20 protein-coding genes are annotated in these 14,555 nt (G+C 66.0%); 8 read left to right on the plus strand and 12 right to left on the minus strand.

Annotation, left to right across the window (positions count from 1 at the left end; genetic code table 11):
- Positions 1–5 precede the first annotated feature (5 nt).
- The 6 genes from ASC46_RS02900 to ASC46_RS02925 are packed head-to-tail and all read left to right on the plus strand — an operon-like array spanning position 6 to position 4,759.
- The gene (locus ASC46_RS02900; protein WP_210165960.1) at positions 6–1,643 is read left to right on the plus strand and encodes a MutS-related protein; all 1,638 of its coding nucleotides are present in this window, start codon (positions 6–8) and stop codon (positions 1,641–1,643) included.
- Positions 1,640–3,217 (plus strand): MutS-related protein, encoded by a 1,578-nt coding sequence (locus ASC46_RS02905; protein WP_072249412.1) that lies wholly within the window; start codon positions 1,640–1,642, stop codon positions 3,215–3,217. Before ASC46_RS02900 ends, ASC46_RS02905 begins: the two co-directional genes overlap by 4 nt.
- Complete coding sequence (locus tag ASC46_RS02910; RefSeq protein WP_055457754.1) at positions 3,174–3,479, plus strand: hypothetical protein; 306 nt, start codon at positions 3,174–3,176, stop codon at positions 3,477–3,479. Before ASC46_RS02905 ends, ASC46_RS02910 begins: the two co-directional genes overlap by 44 nt.
- A 5-nt stretch (positions 3,480–3,484) precedes the next feature.
- The gene (gene crcB, locus ASC46_RS02915; protein ID WP_055457755.1) at positions 3,485–3,892 is read left to right on the plus strand and encodes a fluoride efflux transporter CrcB; all 408 of its coding nucleotides are present in this window, start codon (positions 3,485–3,487) and stop codon (positions 3,890–3,892) included.
- The gene (gene crcB, locus ASC46_RS02920) at positions 3,889–4,419 is read left to right on the plus strand and encodes a fluoride efflux transporter CrcB (RefSeq protein ID WP_082464671.1); all 531 of its coding nucleotides are present in this window, start codon (positions 3,889–3,891) and stop codon (positions 4,417–4,419) included. Before crcB (ASC46_RS02915) ends, crcB (ASC46_RS02920) begins: the two co-directional genes overlap by 4 nt.
- Position 4,420: 1 nt before the next feature.
- Positions 4,421–4,759: a DUF190 domain-containing protein gene (locus ASC46_RS02925; protein ID WP_055457756.1), complete on the plus strand. Its 339-nt coding sequence runs from the start codon at positions 4,421–4,423 to the stop codon at positions 4,757–4,759.
- 47 nt (positions 4,760–4,806) lie between these two features.
- Here the strand turns inward: ASC46_RS02925 and ASC46_RS02930 are convergent, their stop codons facing one another.
- From ASC46_RS02930 to ASC46_RS02990, 12 genes are all read right to left on the minus strand, one after another.
- Positions 4,807–5,709 carry an SDR family oxidoreductase gene (locus tag ASC46_RS02930; protein ID WP_096335316.1) on the minus strand — a complete coding sequence of 301 codons (903 nt, stop codon included), beginning with the start codon at positions 5,707–5,709 and terminating at the stop codon, positions 4,807–4,809.
- 31 nt (positions 5,710–5,740) lie between these two features.
- Positions 5,741–6,619: an AraC family transcriptional regulator gene (locus tag ASC46_RS02935; RefSeq protein ID WP_055457758.1), complete on the minus strand. Its 879-nt coding sequence runs from the start codon at positions 6,617–6,619 to the stop codon at positions 5,741–5,743.
- A gap of 42 nt (positions 6,620–6,661) precedes the next feature.
- A complete protein-coding gene (locus tag ASC46_RS02940) occupies positions 6,662–7,003 on the minus strand; it encodes an ArsR/SmtB family transcription factor (protein ID WP_082464672.1) in 342 nt (113 codons plus the stop codon).
- Positions 6,990–7,439, minus strand: coding sequence for an SRPBCC family protein (locus tag ASC46_RS02945; protein WP_055457760.1), 450 nt, complete (start codon positions 7,437–7,439; stop codon positions 6,990–6,992). Before ASC46_RS02945 ends, ASC46_RS02940 begins: the two co-directional genes overlap by 14 nt.
- 507 nt (positions 7,440–7,946) lie before the next feature.
- Entirely contained in the window at positions 7,947–8,444 is a 498-nt protein-coding gene (locus tag ASC46_RS02955; protein ID WP_055457762.1) for an SRPBCC family protein, read from the minus strand.
- A complete protein-coding gene (locus ASC46_RS02960; protein WP_055457763.1) occupies positions 8,434–8,781 on the minus strand; it encodes an ArsR/SmtB family transcription factor in 348 nt (115 codons plus the stop codon). The genes ASC46_RS02955 and ASC46_RS02960 overlap by 11 nt, the downstream gene beginning before the upstream one ends.
- Before the next feature lie 217 nt (positions 8,782–8,998).
- The gene (locus ASC46_RS20730; protein ID WP_245280445.1) at positions 8,999–9,355 is read right to left on the minus strand and encodes an MmcQ/YjbR family DNA-binding protein; all 357 of its coding nucleotides are present in this window, start codon (positions 9,353–9,355) and stop codon (positions 8,999–9,001) included.
- Positions 9,352–9,639, minus strand: coding sequence for a toxin-antitoxin system YwqK family antitoxin (locus ASC46_RS21665; protein WP_072249422.1), 288 nt, complete (start codon positions 9,637–9,639; stop codon positions 9,352–9,354). Before ASC46_RS21665 ends, ASC46_RS20730 begins: the two co-directional genes overlap by 4 nt.
- 295 nt (positions 9,640–9,934) lie before the next feature.
- Entirely contained in the window at positions 9,935–10,885 is a 951-nt protein-coding gene (locus tag ASC46_RS02975; RefSeq protein WP_055457765.1) for a threonine/serine dehydratase, read from the minus strand.
- Positions 10,882–11,325, minus strand: coding sequence for a thioesterase family protein (locus ASC46_RS02980; RefSeq protein WP_072249413.1), 444 nt, complete (start codon positions 11,323–11,325; stop codon positions 10,882–10,884). Before ASC46_RS02980 ends, ASC46_RS02975 begins: the two co-directional genes overlap by 4 nt.
- Positions 11,318–12,223: a DMT family transporter gene (locus tag ASC46_RS02985; protein WP_055457767.1), complete on the minus strand. Its 906-nt coding sequence runs from the start codon at positions 12,221–12,223 to the stop codon at positions 11,318–11,320. The genes ASC46_RS02980 and ASC46_RS02985 overlap by 8 nt, the downstream gene beginning before the upstream one ends.
- Positions 12,220–13,359 carry a bifunctional helix-turn-helix transcriptional regulator/GNAT family N-acetyltransferase gene (locus ASC46_RS02990; RefSeq protein ID WP_342585593.1) on the minus strand — a complete coding sequence of 380 codons (1,140 nt, stop codon included), beginning with the start codon at positions 13,357–13,359 and terminating at the stop codon, positions 12,220–12,222. The genes ASC46_RS02985 and ASC46_RS02990 overlap by 4 nt, the downstream gene beginning before the upstream one ends.
- On the opposite strand from ASC46_RS02990, the gene paaI reads away from it, so the two are divergent.
- On the plus strand, positions 13,258–13,617 hold the full coding sequence (gene paaI, locus ASC46_RS02995; RefSeq protein ID WP_245280457.1) for a hydroxyphenylacetyl-CoA thioesterase PaaI: 360 nt from the start codon (positions 13,258–13,260) through the stop codon (positions 13,615–13,617). The two genes, ASC46_RS02990 and paaI, sit on opposite strands and share 102 nt — an antisense overlap.
- 56 nt (positions 13,618–13,673) lie before the next feature.
- Positions 13,674–14,285, plus strand: coding sequence for a GNAT family N-acetyltransferase (locus ASC46_RS03000; RefSeq protein WP_055457770.1), 612 nt, complete (start codon positions 13,674–13,676; stop codon positions 14,283–14,285).
- Positions 14,286–14,555 lie beyond the last annotated feature (270 nt).

Raw genomic sequence — 14,555 nt, forward strand, 5'->3', positions numbered from 1 at the left:
GAGACATGCCGGGACGAGCTGTCAAAGCCGAGCGACAACGGCGACCTCCCGTTTCATATCGGGCGGCAGAGGCGTCGACCGCATCGGTCCTGCAAGCCGTTGAGGCACATGAGCCCGCACCGGAGGATTTCACGAGCATCCTCGGCGGCATGCCCAAGACGCAGGCCGATGCGCCTGAGTTTTTCGTGGACCTCAACCTTGACCAGATCGTCGATGCCGTGACTACGGGCCGCGCCGAATACGACCTGAAGCCCTTCTTCCATGTCTCGCTGCACGATGCGGACGCCGTCCGCTTCCGACACGAGGTGTTCCAGGATCTGGAGGACACACGTGTTTTCGAGCACATCGTCGATTTCGCGAACCGGATGCGGCAGATGCGCAAGCAGCTCGAAACCGCGGAAAAGCTCCGCTACCGATATCAGAAGGAGAGGCTGTTCCTGGATGCAGCCTCCACGTATTGCGAGGCAGTCTCCATCCTGCTCGACAATCTTTCCGACGCAAAACTCCATTCGCGTGGTTTCAGGGCCTTTCGCAACTTCCTCGAAGGTCATATCGGCTCAAACGACTTCATCGCACTGAAGGACAAGATCGCGAAGCTTTACGATAGCCTCTCTGCCGTCCACTACTGCATGCACATCAAGGGCGGTCGGATCAGCGTGCGTAAGGCGGCAGCCGAGATCGACTACAGCGCGGAGGTGGAAAGGTCATTCGAAAAATTCCGGCGCGGCGCCGTCGAAAGCCATCTCTGCGACATTCCAGACTATCTGGAGATGAACCACATCGAGGCCGCCGTCGTGGACATGGTGGCCAAGCTTTATCCGGAGACGTTCGACGCGCTAGACGCCTTCTTCCAGAAGCATCCGGACTTCGCCGATTCGAGGATCATAGGCTTTGACCGCGAGGTGCAGTTCTACCTCTCCTGGATAGAGTATATGCGGCGGTTCGCTACCGCCGAACTCCCCTTCTGCTATCCTGACGTTTCGCCGAGCGATAAGGCCATCCACAGCATTGAGAGCTTTGACCTCGCCCTGGCTGCCAAGCTCCTGACGGAGAAGGCGCCGATCGTCTGCAACGATTTTCTCCTGAAGGGTCCCGAGCGCATCTTCGTGGTGACGGGCCCAAACCAGGGCGGCAAGACCACCTTTGCCCGCATGTTCGGACAGCTTCATTTCCTGGCGAGCCTTGGCTGTCCGGTTCCGGGCAAGGAAGCGCGGCTGTTTCTGTTCGATCGGCTTTTCACGCATTTCGAGAAGGAGGAGGACGTCGCCAACCTGCGCGGCAAGCTGGAGGATGACCTCATCCGCATCCATCAGGTGCTTGAGCAGGCCACACCGGGAAGCGTCGTTATCATGAACGAGATATTCACCTCGACCACGCTGCACGACGCGCTGTTCCTCGGTCGGAAGGTGATGGAAAGGATCATGGCGCTCGACCTCATCGCGGTCTGCGTCACCTTCGTCGACGAGCTTGCCTCGCTCAGCGACAAGACCGTGAGCCTTACGAGCATGGTCGACCCGGACAATCCTGCACGGCGTACTTTCAAGGTCATCAGACGCCCCGCTGACGGCCGCTCGCACGCGATGGCGATCGCCCGGCTGCACGGCCTGGCCTATGCCGATCTCAAGGAGCGGCTGAAGCCATGAAGCCGCTGCTGATGTATCGCGACCGCGATTTCGATGCGGAGGCTGCGCTGCCGTGGAACGCCGAGATGCTGGTCCAGGATCTCGGTCTCATAGCCGTGTTCGAGGCAATGGCGGGCAAGGACGACTTGCTGCGCGACGTCGCCAAGCGGGCGACATTGTGCCCCCTCAGCGAGCCGGAAGCGATCCTCTACCGTCAGGCCGTCCTCAAGGATTGTCTCGAAAATCCCGCGGTCGTCCGTGATCTCTACGACCTCGCCGTGAAGGTCCTCGGAGGCGAGAAAAAGATCGGGGGCTTTTTCCTTCGATATCCTGGATCGATTCTGAGCCGGTCCGTGCAAGTTCTTGAGTTCTTCGTTGGCGCGCTGCGGCGGCTGCGGGTGGTTGCCGACACGCGATCCGAAAACTTCGCGTCGGAAGGCTTCAGGACGTTCTTCCGCGTACTGCGCGAGGAGTTGAGCGATGACTACTTCGCGGAGATCCAGGGTCATCTCAACGAGTTGAAGCTGCGGGACGGCGTCCTCCTCAGCGCGGAACTGGGACACGGCAACAAGAGCACCAACCTGGTCCTCCGCAAGCCGAAGGAAACTGAGCGCAGCTGGTGGAGACGATTGTTCGCCGAACGGCCACCGACCTTCAGCTATACCCTGCACCCGCGTGACGAGGCCGGGGCAAGGGCGCTGTCGGAGTTGCAGGACAGGGGCATCAACCTTGTCGCCAACGCGCTCGCGCAGTCGAACGACCACATCCTGAGCTTCTTCCGCCAGCTCCGCGCGGAACTCGCCTTCTATGTCGCCTGCCTGAATCTGCGCGAACGCCTGACGGAGATGCACGAGCCGATCTGCTTTCCCGTCCCCGAGCCGCTGGGCTCTCGGCGGCATTCCTTCTCGGAGCTTTATGACATCGGCCTCGCTCTCAATATGGATCGCAAGGCGGTCGGGAACGATGCCGACGCCGACGGCAAGTGCCTCGTCGTCATCACTGGCGCGAACCAGGGCGGCAAATCCACCTTCCTGCGCAGCATCGGGCTTGCACAACTGATGCTGCAGGCCGGGATGTTCGTGCCGGCCGTGGCCTTCCAGGCCAGCATCTTCAGCCAGGTAGTCACGCATTTCAAACGTGAGGAAGACGTCACAATGCGGAGCGGCAAGCTCGACGAGGAACTGCTCCGCATGAGTGAGATTGCCGATCGCCTGGAGCCCGGCGCGATAGTTCTGTTCAACGAGTCGTTCGCCGCGACCAACGAAAGGGAAGGCTCAGAGATCGCCATTCAGATCGTCGACGCTCTGGTCGAGCAAGGCTACACGGTTTTCTTCGTAACGCATCTCTACGAGTTCGCCCACGGCCTTTTCGACCGCAAGATGCCACAGGCCTTGTTTCTGCGGGCCGAGCGCGGGGCCGACGGCACGCGGACCTTCAGGCTGAAGGAGGGAGAACCCTTGCAGACAAGCTTTGGCAAGGACCTTTACGACAGGATTTTCAAAGATCCATACATTCAGGGAACGTTGCAGACTTCACTCAACGGAGGCAGCCATGAACGCGGAACCGCGCCCGATCGGCATAATTCGGCTCCATAAAAGGTGGGCGGACGGATATACACCTATTTCGCAGGTCCTCATCCTGCTGCTCTCTGGGGGCGCCTACATCCTGTCCCAGCACACCGGCCTTGGCGCGCCGGAGCGGACAGGGGCATTCATCCTGTTCACAGCGATCATTCTCGCAACCGTTTTCTGGCAAGCGGTGGGGCTCGGCATTGTGCGGGCGCCCATGATCATGCGCGGCATCGATCTTGTATCAGCCGCGACTTCCGCAAACCGTCCCTCTGGCCGCTCGCAGTAAGTTCGATGCAGGATTTTCTTCTTGGGATGATCTGGGTTGCGCTCGGCAGCGCCTTGGGTGGAACGGCCAGGTATTTCGTTTCAGGCGTCGTGGGGCGGCATATCGGTGAGACCTTTCCCTGGGGCACGCTAACGGTCAATGTTACCGGGGCTTTCACGATCGGACTGTTCGCCGGCTTGGCAAGCGCGCATAGCCTCTTCTCGTCCGGAGCGCCCTTGCAGTTCATGGTCGTCGGCTTTCTCGGCAGCTACACCACCGTCTCTTCCTTCAGCCTGCAGACCCTGGCGCTTGCGCGCGACGGCGAGTTCCCCCGCGCGATCGGTAATGTCGCCGCCTCACTTGCCCTGTGCCTGACTGCCGTCGCGCTCGGCTACGCGATAGGCTCGGCGGTGCTTGGGAGCGTTGTGTCATGACCGAGCAGGAGACCACCGTCGCAGCGAGAAGCCGAACCGGCCGAGAAGAACGGCCGCGAGCCGATCAAACCAGGTTACCCCGGCGCAAGGCGGCGCTGCGCGCCCGCTGGCGAAAGATCCGCGGACCGTTGTCGCTCTACCTGGCGGTTGCCGCGGGGTCAGTATGCGGCGGCGTGTTGAGGGCAAGTACTTCCGCCGTCGTCCAGCAGATCGGCGACGCCGGTTTTCCGCTCGGCACGCTGTTCGTCAATGTCGTCGGCTCCTTCATCATCGGATTCTATGCCACGCTGACCGGGCCCGATGGCCGGTCTTTCGTGAGCGTCCGCCAGCGACAGTTCGTGATGACCGGCATCTGCGGCGGCTTCACCACCTTCTCCGTCTTCAGCTTGGAAACGTTTCGACTGGTCCAAGCGGACAGGCTCCTGGCTGCAGGCGCGAATGTCGGAATCTCAGTATTGGCCTGGCTCGCCGCTGTCTGGCTGGGACATGCCATCGCTTCCCGCATTAACCGCATTGGAGGAAACTGACGTGCAGGTACCGAAGAACGCGCTGCTCCTGCGCATCTTCATAGGAGAGAGCGACCGGGATGACGGTCACCCGCTCTACGAGTCCATTGTGCTGAAGGCGCGCGAGATGCATCTCGCGGGAGCAACCGTGCTGCGCGGTCCGATGGGTTTCGGAAAATCGAGCCGCCTTCACACCACAAAGATACTTCGGCTTTCGGAGGATCTGCCCCTGGTAATCGAAATCGTCGACAGCGAAGACAAGATCAATTCCTTCCTGCCGGTGCTCGAAACCATCATGACCAGCGGGTTGGTTACGCTGGAAAAGGTGCAGGTCCTGCAATATGGGGCCGTATCCAGCTAGGATTCTATTCAGTTGACACAGCCCGCGGCGAGGCGGGGCGAAAGCAGTCATGGCGAAGGCTCCGGCACGAAGGCGGGCACGCGGCGACCGTCGATGTCAGTGAAACCGTAGTGCGCGGCGAGATCGGCCACCCGCAGCACCTTGCCGCTGTGCCGCATGACCCGCGGGTCGGCGGCCAGCGCGGCGACGGCGCGGCCGAGGTAGCGGGGTGACTCCGTCCGCGCCAGCGCCGGGACGTCCTGCCAGTGCGCCTCGTCGGTGCCATGGGCCGCCAGCACCCATTCCGTCCGCATCCAGCCGGGCGAGAGCGCCAGCGAGGCCACACCGTGGGGGCGCAGTTCCTCTGCCATGGCACCGGCGAGGCGACAGATCGCGGCCTTGGCGAGATCGTAGCAGAGGTTGCCGCGCAGCACCCGGCCCTCGTCCCAGAAGGTGGTGGCGACGATCACCCCGCGGCCGCGTCTCCCCATCCGCGGCGCGACGGCGCGGGCCGCCAACCAGTGCAGCCGCGCGCCGCCGTCCATCATCGCCGGCCAGTGCGACAGCGGCTGTTCCCAGAACGGCACGTCGAAACGCCCGTCGAAGCTCTCGTGTCCGCCCCAGGCATTGTTGACCAGAAGATCGATGGCGCCGGTCTCCTGCTCGATCCGTTCGACCAGATCGTTCACCGCCGCCGGATCCCCATGATCGCAGCGCATCGCCATCCCGAAGCCGCCCGCGGCGGTGACGGCCTCGGCCGTATCCTCGATGCTGCCCGGTGCAGACGAAAGGCCCGAGAGCCCCAGAATCCCGCCGTAGCTGTCCGCCGGCCGGCCGCGCGTACTGCGCCCCGTCACCACGACGACCGCGCCGGCGGCCCCGAGTTCGATGGCGATGCCGCGCCCCGCGCCGCGGCTGGCACCGGTCACGAGCGCGATGCAATCCTTCAGGGGACGCTCGGGTGCTGACATGGGCAGTCTCCTGTCTCGGCTGGCGCGTTGCCTAGCCCGACTCCCGGCCGGCCGTCTTGGACGGACCCGAAACGGCCAGCGCCCGATAGGCCGTCGGCGTCATGCCCGCGAAGGCGCGGAAGTCGCGCAGCATGTGCGCCTGGTCGTACCAGCCCTGCGCAACGGCGAGCGCGGCCCAGTCCGGCCGGTCCACCATGCGCAGGCGGCGCAGCAAGCTGTGCCAGCGCCAAAGCCGCCGATGCTCCCGCGGCGAAAGCCCCAGATGTTCGACGAAAAGCTGCTGAATTCGCCGCTCGCCGAGTCCAATCTTGTCGGGGCCCTCGCCGCGCGCCAGCGCCGCCGCCACCCGCGCGGTCCGCCTGCCCTCGTCGGACAGGCCGCCGGCGCGCTGAAGGCGCTGCCGCAGCCCTTGCCACAGGGCCGCGGCAAGCTGCCCCAGGTCTGCGGCACCCGTGAGCCGGTCGCCGAGATCCCTCGCCTCCAGTCCCCAGAGGTCGGTAAAGCCCACGGCCTGCGCGCGCAGGTCCCGGAGCGGGGCGCCCACAATTGCCCGCGCCGCGGCAGGCGTCAGCGCGAGCGACAACCCCGCCACGCACCCCTGCACGATGACAGTCTGGGCCTCCAACCGCGGGCCCAGAACCAACGGCTCTGCCGCCGCCCCCGACAGGTCGAACCAGAGCCGCACGGCCCCGTCCGGCAGGACATGCTCGACAATCCGCCGGTGGGGCGCCACGGCCTCGCGCCACACCAGCGCCTGACGGATCGCGGGGCGCAGGTCCGGCGGCACGGACAGCGTGTCCGTCTCGGCCTGCGGTGCAACGGTCTCGGGCCCCGGCCCGGTATCGCCTGGAAGGCCGACGAAGAGTCGGCGGGCCTGGGGCTCCGTTTGGCAGCCGGGTCGATCAGCCATGCCGGGCGCCCCTGTCGCGCAGAGTGAGGAATGTGTTTCTTGTCACCCCCCGTCCTCCTCGACCTGCCGCGCCAACCGGTCGAGCGCACCGTCCCAGGCGGCGCCAACCTCGGCCAGCCAGTTCGCCGCCTCGGCCAGCGGCGCGGGGCGCAGAGTCAGCTGCAGTTCGCGTCCATGGCGGCGCGCAGCGACGAGGCCCGCCGCCTCGAGCACGGCGACATGACGGCTGACCGCCTGCCGGGTGATCGGCGCGCCGCGGGCAAGCTGCGTCAGGCTCAGCCGCCCCTCGCGCGCCAGCCGCCGCAGGATGCCCGCTCGGGTGGGATCGCCGAGCGCGGCAAAGATCGGCACCGGATCGGGCGCGCGCATCTCAGGTCGCGACATGATCGACGATGTTCTGCATCTGCATCGTCCACCCACCCTCGTTGCGCTGCCAGACGGCGAGCGCCGGCCCCTCGGGCAGATCGGCAAAGCCCGATTCCACCAGCGTCAGCCGCGTGCCCGCGCCCTCGGGCGTGAGCGTGATCGAGACCGTCAGCCGCGCGTCGCTGTCCGGATCACCAGGAAAGGCTGCGGGGTCGAAGGCGGGCCAGTCCCAGACCAGCCGCCGGCCGGGTTCCAGCGTCACGATGCGCATGTCCCAGCGCATGTGCTCAGTGCCGGGATAGAGGCTGCGGCAGGAGAGCACCGCGCCCTCGCGGATCTCGCCGGTCACTTCTGCGCGGAACCAGCGGCCGAACTCGGTACTGTCGCTCAGCGCACGCCAGACGCGGTCGGGCGGAGCTTTGAGGTGGATGGTCTTCTCGATCGTATCGGGCATGGTCACTTCTGAATATGCAACACAATAGTTGCATGATGCCACGGGCACCGCAAAATGCAACGAAAAGGTTGCATATTCTCCGGTCGCGTCGGTCCCGATCCGACGCGACCAGCGGAAAATCACCGCAACAGCGCGGCGCCTCGTCGACCGCGCCTGCAAAGGACGGGCGCGCCAACAGCCAGGCGCGATAGGCAACCCCGGATGCTCGAGCCCGATGGGTTGCGCCCAGCGGCATCGAACAGCGCCAGCCCTGCCGCCCTGGCCCGGCCGGTAATACGCCGCCGGATCCAGCCATGGGCGGCATCGAGCCGTTCGATGGCTTTTTGGCGCGCCTCAGCCAGCCCGTCCTATCCGGGCCGGATCGCCCCGTCCACGGCGGTCTGCATGGCGTTCATTGCGCCGGGTTCCTCGAGATGTCGGTCATCAATGTGGACGTTATTCTCCCACAGCGCGACCAGCACCTTCTGGCTGTGAAACGAGAACGGATAGGCATGGAGCGTCTCGTCATCACACACCTGCCCGCGCACCACGCGCGGCGAGGTGGCGCGCGAGCTTGTCAAGCGTCTGCGCGCCGTATTCGACCGCACCGAAGCCGACAGTCGCCTGCCGCTGCGCGCGGCTCGGATGCATCTGGCGCAAGGTCAGCACCGTCTTGCCGTCCGACTGCGCGTCGAACGTGACCAGCATGCGGAAGCGGCCGGGGTCGTCGTCGCGGTCGGCGCCGTGTTCAACCTCTATCCGGTGCGGCCGGTCGATGATGAGAAAGGTCATGCGATTGTCGTAGCGGGTGCCGTCTGCCCCCACCATGTCGAAGCGCCAGACGCCCCCTTCGGTGAGGTCGATCGCGCGCGTCTCGATCGCCATGCCTTCAGGCCCGAACCAGGCGGTGATCTGGTTGGGATCGGTCCAGGCGTCAAACACTGCCTCGGGCGGGGCATCGAGAACCCGGGCAAGGACGATCTCACGATCGAGCGGCCAGTCGGCCCAGGCGGAGTCAGCGGTCATTGCCTTGATCCTTCTTCATGCGGGTGAGATGCGCCTCCAGCCGGTCGAGCCGGCCTTCCCAAGCGGCGATATGGGTGCGCAGCCAGGCCTCGGTCTGGCGCAGGGCGTCGGGGACCAGAGCGCAGCGCCGGACGCGGCCTGTCTTGGTCGAGACGATCAGCCCGCCGCGCTCCAGCGCCCGGATGTGCTTGAGCATCGTCGGCAGACCGATGGCGAAAGGCTCTGCCAGATCGCCCACCGACGCCTCGCCCTGCGCCAGCCGCGCGACAATGGCGCGGCGGGTCGGGTCGGACAGGGCGGCGAAGACGTGATCGAGTCGGTCCGAATTGTTTTCCATACGGCGAAGTAATCGCACGGCACGCCGTCGTCAAGGACAATTTGCCGACCGGCGAAGTTTACCCTTCGTCGCGGAGGTTCGCGCGGCATCAGCGGCAGCATTCGCCCTGGAATAGCGTCCGAAGACGGCATATAGCCCCGGACGGTCGCGGATCGAATGGCGAGCGCGTGCAGCGTATCGTCCGCGTCGGACCGCGCCTTGCGGATGAGCGTCTGCGCTATGTCGCCCCCCTGAGCGGCCGTTCGTCCATCCGCCCGCCTGCATCGAGCCAAGCCCGCTGCAGGATCGTTTCCAGATCGACAAGGTCGATCCGATCCAGTAGCACCTCCGTCCAGCCCCGCGCCCCCCAGCCGTTCGGCACCGGGCGCAGCGCCGCAGGAAGCAGGGCGCACCAATGCGCCTGATCCTCGGGCGACAGGCGCAGGTTCGCGGCGGTCCCATCCCGTGGCAGCGTGGCAAAGATGCGCCGGGCCCGAAATGCCGCGCGGTCGAAATGCGGCGCTTCGGTCGTGCCGGGGAGCGACAGGGCGAGGCGCCGCACGTCGGCGGCCGATGTAGGAGCAGGAGCAGTCACGGCGCCGCCCTCCGGACGGCCTTGCCTTCGGCGAAGGTCTCGCGCTTCTCCACCGACCCGTCGCGGGCAAGGCGCAGCCAGTCCCCGTGCTTCACGCCGTCGCGGAAATGGCCGATCTGCCACAGCTCGCCCGTCTCGCGCCAGAACAGCCATTCGCCCTGCATGACACCAGCGACAGAGCGTCCCTGGGCCTTCTTCAGCCCGGTCTTGAAATAGTAGGTCAGCAGTTCATCCTCCTGCCGGAAAACGGGCTGGCCGTTGGCATAGCGGGTCTTGCCCTGCATGGCCTCAGCCCCGACCGGCGGCATTGATGGCGGCTTGGTCGATCTTGCGCATGGTCATTATCGCGGCGAAGGCGCGCTCGACCTCGCGGTTGAATCCGAGACAGACGGTATTCTTCGGGACCATGGAGTCACCTCAGGCATCCTGAACCATCCAGAACCCGAATAGATCATGCGGCTTCCGTCAAACGACATAGAGCGGCCCGTCTCCACGGGGCGGCCATGACGCGGACACAAACGACATCGGGTAGTGACAGGCCGGCCGGTTGCCAACCTTGCCTCGCCTCTCGTCGGCGGCTCAGTCCAAGTCGATCCGCACGGCATCGGTGTTCGCGCCGCAGATCAGCACGCAGACCGTCTCGCCGGCCCGAGGCCGGTAGCGCCCGCTCAGGATCGCGGCAAAGGCCGCGGCTCCGCCCGGTTCGGCCACGACCCGCGCCGTTTCCCACAGTGCGGCTTGCGCCCGCCGAATCTCGTCATCGGTAACAAGCAGGCTTTCGGCGACAAGGGCCCGGGCGATCGGGAACATTATCCGTCCCACCTGCCGTGGCGCAAGGGAATCCGCAGCGATCCCGCCCGCAGGGGCATCGACCGGCTGTCCTGCGGCCAGCGCGGCATGAAGCGTCGGCGCTGTCTCGGGCTCGACGGCGACGACCCGCCTTTCGCCGGCAAACCAGGCTGCGATCCCGCCGATCAGGCCGCCGCCGCCGACGGCAACCAGCAGGGTCTCGGCTTCGGGGGCGTCCTGTGCAATCTCAAGGCCCAGCGTTCCTTGACCCAGCAGGGTCTCGGCCTGATCGAAAGCGTGGATCGGACGCGCTCCTGTTTCTGCTGCGAAGGCCTCGCTGGCGGCAAGAGCATCGGCGTAACGGGCACCGCCGACGACAAGGTGAGCGCCGTAGCTCTCGATGCGCCGGGCCTTGGCCGGCGACACGACTTCGGGCACGAAGATCGTGGCCGGATGTCCGAGGCGACCGGCGGCCCATGCCACCGCGGCGCCGTGATTGCCCCCCGAGGCAGCGACCACGCCAGCCTGCGGCACGGGATGGCCGATCAACGCCGCAAGGGCGCCGCGTGCCTTGAAAGATCCGGAATGCTGGTGGCATTCGAGCTTCAGGGCGACAGCGCAAGGCGCCCCACCGAAGTCCGCGAGGTCGCAGCGCAGCACGGGTGTGCGCCGGATGTGCGGGCGGATCAGGGCTTCGGTCTGCCGGATCGCGTCCCTGTCGATGCTTGCAGCCACGGTCATGTCGGGCGCCCCGTGCCTACAGTGGCTGTCCCCGCACGTTCAACGATCTTCTCGGAGAAGCGCGACATGCAAATGACCGCTCGGCGATGCGTCCCCTCGCCGATTGGACCAGCCGAATCGAAGGCCCGGACGCGGAAACTCAGGATCCGACCCGCGACGGTCTCAACTTCGACCTCGGCGCGCAGATCCGACCCTGCAGAGGTCGGAGCCGCATGGCTCATGTCGATATGGATGCCGACCGAATGTTCGCCCTCGTCGAGATGCGGGCGCATCAGGTCTATGCAGGTCGCCTCGACGAAGCCAACCATCATCGCCGTGGCCAGAACGGCGGGCATGTCCGCAAAGGGTGGCAGTTGGCCGGCCAGGGCCGGCACCAGCATGGCAGGGGTCACGATCGTCCTCGACTCGTGACGAAGGCCGGGAATCAGGGTGTCACGCAAGCGGCGATTTCCTTTCAGCAGGTTCGATCGAAGTGCAGCGCGCCAGCAGGATCAGACTGCCGAGAACCAGCGCCGCGGCGGCCACCTCGACCGGATGTGTCGGCGTGCCCAATGCCGCCCAGCCGATGACCAGCGCAGTCACCGGGCCGAGGCCGAGGAAAGCGCTGGCAACTCCGGCTGGCAGCCGCTCCAGAGCCGTGAGCCACAGGAGGATGCCGAGGCCGCTCGAAGCGCCGAGGCCCAGCACGAGCGCGACTGTCTCTTCCGACCAGTTGCGCGGCAGGACGGGCCAACCCTCGAGAAGGGTTGCGAGGGCGAGGAACGGCAGCGCCGCCGCCATCGACAGGCCACTCACGCGGGCGACTCCATGGCGCACGATCTGCGGCTGATGGACCAGCGCGCAAGCCGCCCCGACCAGTGTGGCCAGCGCAGCCAGACCCAGCCCCGGCAGGGCCGAGACGGAAGGGCTCGCGGCCAGCGCCTGCCGCCCCAGGACGAGGCCCGTCGCAGCAACCGCCCCGCAGACCGCCACCGCCTGACAACGCGTGACGGCGCGTCCCTCCGCCAAGGCCGACAGCGCCAGCGCCATCAGGGGCATGGTCGCGAAGACGAGCGCCACCTGCGACGCGGGTGCCGTGGCCACAGCCATGTTCAGCAGCACGACCAGAAGGCCGAACTGGGCTGCACCTGTCGCGCAGATGACCAGAAGATCGCGAGTGCCGGGCAGGATGCGCCATGCTCCGCGCAAAGCCGGCACGAGGATCGCGAGCCCTACACCATAGCGCAGAAAGGCGAGCGTGGACGCGCCGGTTTCGGCCACGGCCGCCGCGCTCATCGCCATCGCCGCGCCGACCTGCACGCCGGTCGCCGCCGCCGCGAGGTGAGCGTACCCGGTCACAGCGCGCGCTCCCAGGTCTGGCCGACGAGGTCCTGCCCGAAGCTGTGGTGGGGTTTCTCGTCGATCAGCCGGAAACCCGCCGCCTCGTAGATGCGCCGCGCCGAGACAAGAACATCGTTGGTCCAGAGAATCATTCGCCGGTAACCGCGGGCGCCGGCGAAGCGCAGCGCCTCTTCCACCAGCCGCCGCCCCAGACCGAGGCCGCGCGCCGAGGGCTCGACATAGAGAAGGCGCAAACGCGCTGTTGCATCGTCCTCGCGGACGACGAAGATCGAGCCCACGATGCCGCCGTCGCGCTCGGCCACCCACGCGCGTTCGCCGGCCGGGTCGAAATGCTTCACGAACTGCCCGACGATTTCGGCCACGAGGCCCTCGTAGGTCCAGTCCCAACCGTATTCCTCTGCATAAAGGCGCGCCTGGCGGTGCACGATCCAGCCCAGATCGCCCGGCTCGGGATCCCGCAAGACCACGAAACGGTCCTCGGTCCGGTCGCCGAGAAGCTGCCGGATGCGCGCCATGGCCCCGACAAGCTCGCGCCGGTCGCGCTCGGACAGGGGCGCGATCAGCGCCTCGACCTCGGCGGCAGAGGCGCTGTCGAGCCGGGCGAACTCCGCACGGCCCGTCTCGGTGAGCCGCAGTTCCTGCCGGCGCGCGTTGCCGGGCGCCGGCTCGCGCAGGATCAGCCCCTTCGCCTCGAGCCCGCCGATCAGGCGGCTGAGATAGCCGGGATCGAGCCGGAGGGCTTCGGCCAGTTCGTTGGCCGAAAGCGGCGCGGCCGGGGGGGCGTTGGCGATCTCGTAGAGCACCCGGACCTGCGGCAGCGAATAGTCGGAGGCCAGCAGATGTTCGTTCAGCGCACCGACAAGCTTCGTGTGGAAGCGGTTGAACTGCCGGATGGCGGCGATGGCGGCATCTTGCATGTTGCCAATGTTCCATTTAAGTTGCTTTTGGCAACATAAAGACGGACGAGGCAACTTGCAATGGGTGTAAGTGAAGGGAAAAGGGCCCGGCAGATGTTCGAGGGTGACGCGCTGATGCGCAGTTTCGGCGCCGTTCTGGAAAGCGCCGACGGCGACAGGGCGCGGATTTCGCTGGTCGTTGGCGAGGGGATGGTTCAAGGTCATGGGACGTGTCATGGCGGTGTGATCTTTGCCCTCGCCGATGCCGCGTTCGGCGTCGCCTGCAATGGCGGAAGCGATACGGCGGTGGCGCAGCATTGCACCGTCACATATCTGCGCCCTGCCCGGCAGGGCGAGCGGCTGACCGCCGAAGTGTCGCGTCGGTCCGGGGCCGGACGCTCGGGCGTCTACGACGGTACGGTCACCGCGTCCGACGGCACCGTCGTTGCTGAATTCCGCGGCGTCGCGCGCAGGCTCCCGGATCGCGGGATTTGACGCCAGGCGCCGCACGGATTGGCCGGCACATCATGCCTATTACGAAGGGCTTCTCCATGGCCTTGATCGACGGCACCCGTCTGCGGCTTGCGGCCGAAACCTTCAGGTCGCCGGGCGCCCTGGCGCCGGCAACGATCCTCACGACGGCCCGCATGACTCTGGCGCCCGCCTCGCCGGACGATGGCCCAGAGCTTGCTTCCCTTGAATTCGATGCCGAGGTCATGCGTTTCCTCGGACCGCCGGGACTGCCTGAAGATGACTCCGCACCCTTTCTGCGACCGCGCGGCGGCGAACCGGGCATCTGGACTGCGCGGTTGCGTTCGGACTGCAGTTTCGTCGGATGGTTTGCCCTGATCGCTGCGGAGGATCGCTCCGGCACGGCCGAACTCGGCTATCGGCTGCGTTCGGCTGACTGGGGTCGGGGCCTCGCCACCGAAGGGGCAACTGCCGTCCTGCAGCACGGGATCGCGACAATGGGCCTGACACGGGTCAGGGCGACAACGATGACAGTCAACACCGGCTCGCGGCGCGTCCTTGACAAGCTCGGCTTCGTTCACGTCGAGACCCGTCACCTGGACTGGCCCGCCCCCTTGCCGGGAAGCGAGAAGGGCGACATGTTCTACGAACTCGACACACGGCGGTATCGAGAAATACATTCGCAGCAGTGACGGGCCCGGCCGAAATTCTCAATGAGTGATGCATTCTGTGCCGGTCAGCAGTAGTCCCTGCTCGGACTTCGTGTCGACGCACTTGGTGTGGAAACGGTCCGATATCAGACCCATCCCACGCCATTATTTATGATTTTCCCCAATGATCTTAAATTGCGTGAGCTTGCAAGCCGTCGTCCAATCGGCTAGCTCCCTGCGATGTGCAATGCGAACCGGGGAGCGCGCTCATGTCCAAGACTTCTGTCTCAAGCGCGCTCGCTGGCATCGAAC

Source organism: Chelatococcus sambhunathii, from assembly GCF_001418005.1.
GTDB lineage: Bacteria > Pseudomonadota > Alphaproteobacteria > Rhizobiales > Beijerinckiaceae > Chelatococcus_A > Chelatococcus_A sambhunathii.

Excerpts from the sequence above, each read along its gene's own strand:
- ASC46_RS02900 (WP_210165960.1), top strand. The coding sequence starts at position 6 with ATGCCGGGACGAGCTGTCAAAGCCGAGCGACAACGGCGACCTCCCGTT.
- ASC46_RS02990 (WP_342585593.1), bottom strand. The coding sequence starts at position 13,359 with ATGACACGTCCCATGACCTTGAACCATCCCCTCGCCAACGACCAGCGA.
- ASC46_RS02935 (WP_055457758.1), bottom strand. The coding sequence starts at position 6,619 with ATGGCTGATCGACCCGGCTGCCAAACGGAGCCCCAGGCCCGCCGACTC.
- ASC46_RS02960 (WP_055457763.1), bottom strand. The coding sequence starts at position 8,781 with ATGGAAAACAATTCGGACCGACTCGATCACGTCTTCGCCGCCCTGTCC.
- ASC46_RS02930 (WP_096335316.1), bottom strand. The coding sequence starts at position 5,709 with ATGTCAGCACCCGAGCGTCCCCTGAAGGATTGCATCGCGCTCGTGACC.
- ASC46_RS21665 (WP_072249422.1), bottom strand. The coding sequence starts at position 9,639 with ATGCAGGGCAAGACCCGCTATGCCAACGGCCAGCCCGTTTTCCGGCAG.
- paaI (WP_245280457.1), top strand. The coding sequence starts at position 13,258 with ATGCGCAGTTTCGGCGCCGTTCTGGAAAGCGCCGACGGCGACAGGGCG.
- crcB (WP_082464671.1), top strand. The coding sequence starts at position 3,889 with ATGACCGAGCAGGAGACCACCGTCGCAGCGAGAAGCCGAACCGGCCGA.
- ASC46_RS03000 (WP_055457770.1), top strand. The coding sequence starts at position 13,674 with ATGGCCTTGATCGACGGCACCCGTCTGCGGCTTGCGGCCGAAACCTTC.
- ASC46_RS02940 (WP_082464672.1), bottom strand. The coding sequence starts at position 7,003 with ATGTCGCGACCTGAGATGCGCGCGCCCGATCCGGTGCCGATCTTTGCC.
- ASC46_RS02905 (WP_072249412.1), top strand. The coding sequence starts at position 1,640 with ATGAAGCCGCTGCTGATGTATCGCGACCGCGATTTCGATGCGGAGGCT.
- ASC46_RS02955 (WP_055457762.1), bottom strand. The coding sequence starts at position 8,444 with ATGACCGCTGACTCCGCCTGGGCCGACTGGCCGCTCGATCGTGAGATC.
- ASC46_RS02945 (WP_055457760.1), bottom strand. The coding sequence starts at position 7,439 with ATGCCCGATACGATCGAGAAGACCATCCACCTCAAAGCTCCGCCCGAC.
- ASC46_RS02910 (WP_055457754.1), top strand. The coding sequence starts at position 3,174 with ATGAACGCGGAACCGCGCCCGATCGGCATAATTCGGCTCCATAAAAGG.
- crcB (WP_055457755.1), top strand. The coding sequence starts at position 3,485 with ATGCAGGATTTTCTTCTTGGGATGATCTGGGTTGCGCTCGGCAGCGCC.
- ASC46_RS02975 (WP_055457765.1), bottom strand. The coding sequence starts at position 10,885 with ATGACCGTGGCTGCAAGCATCGACAGGGACGCGATCCGGCAGACCGAA.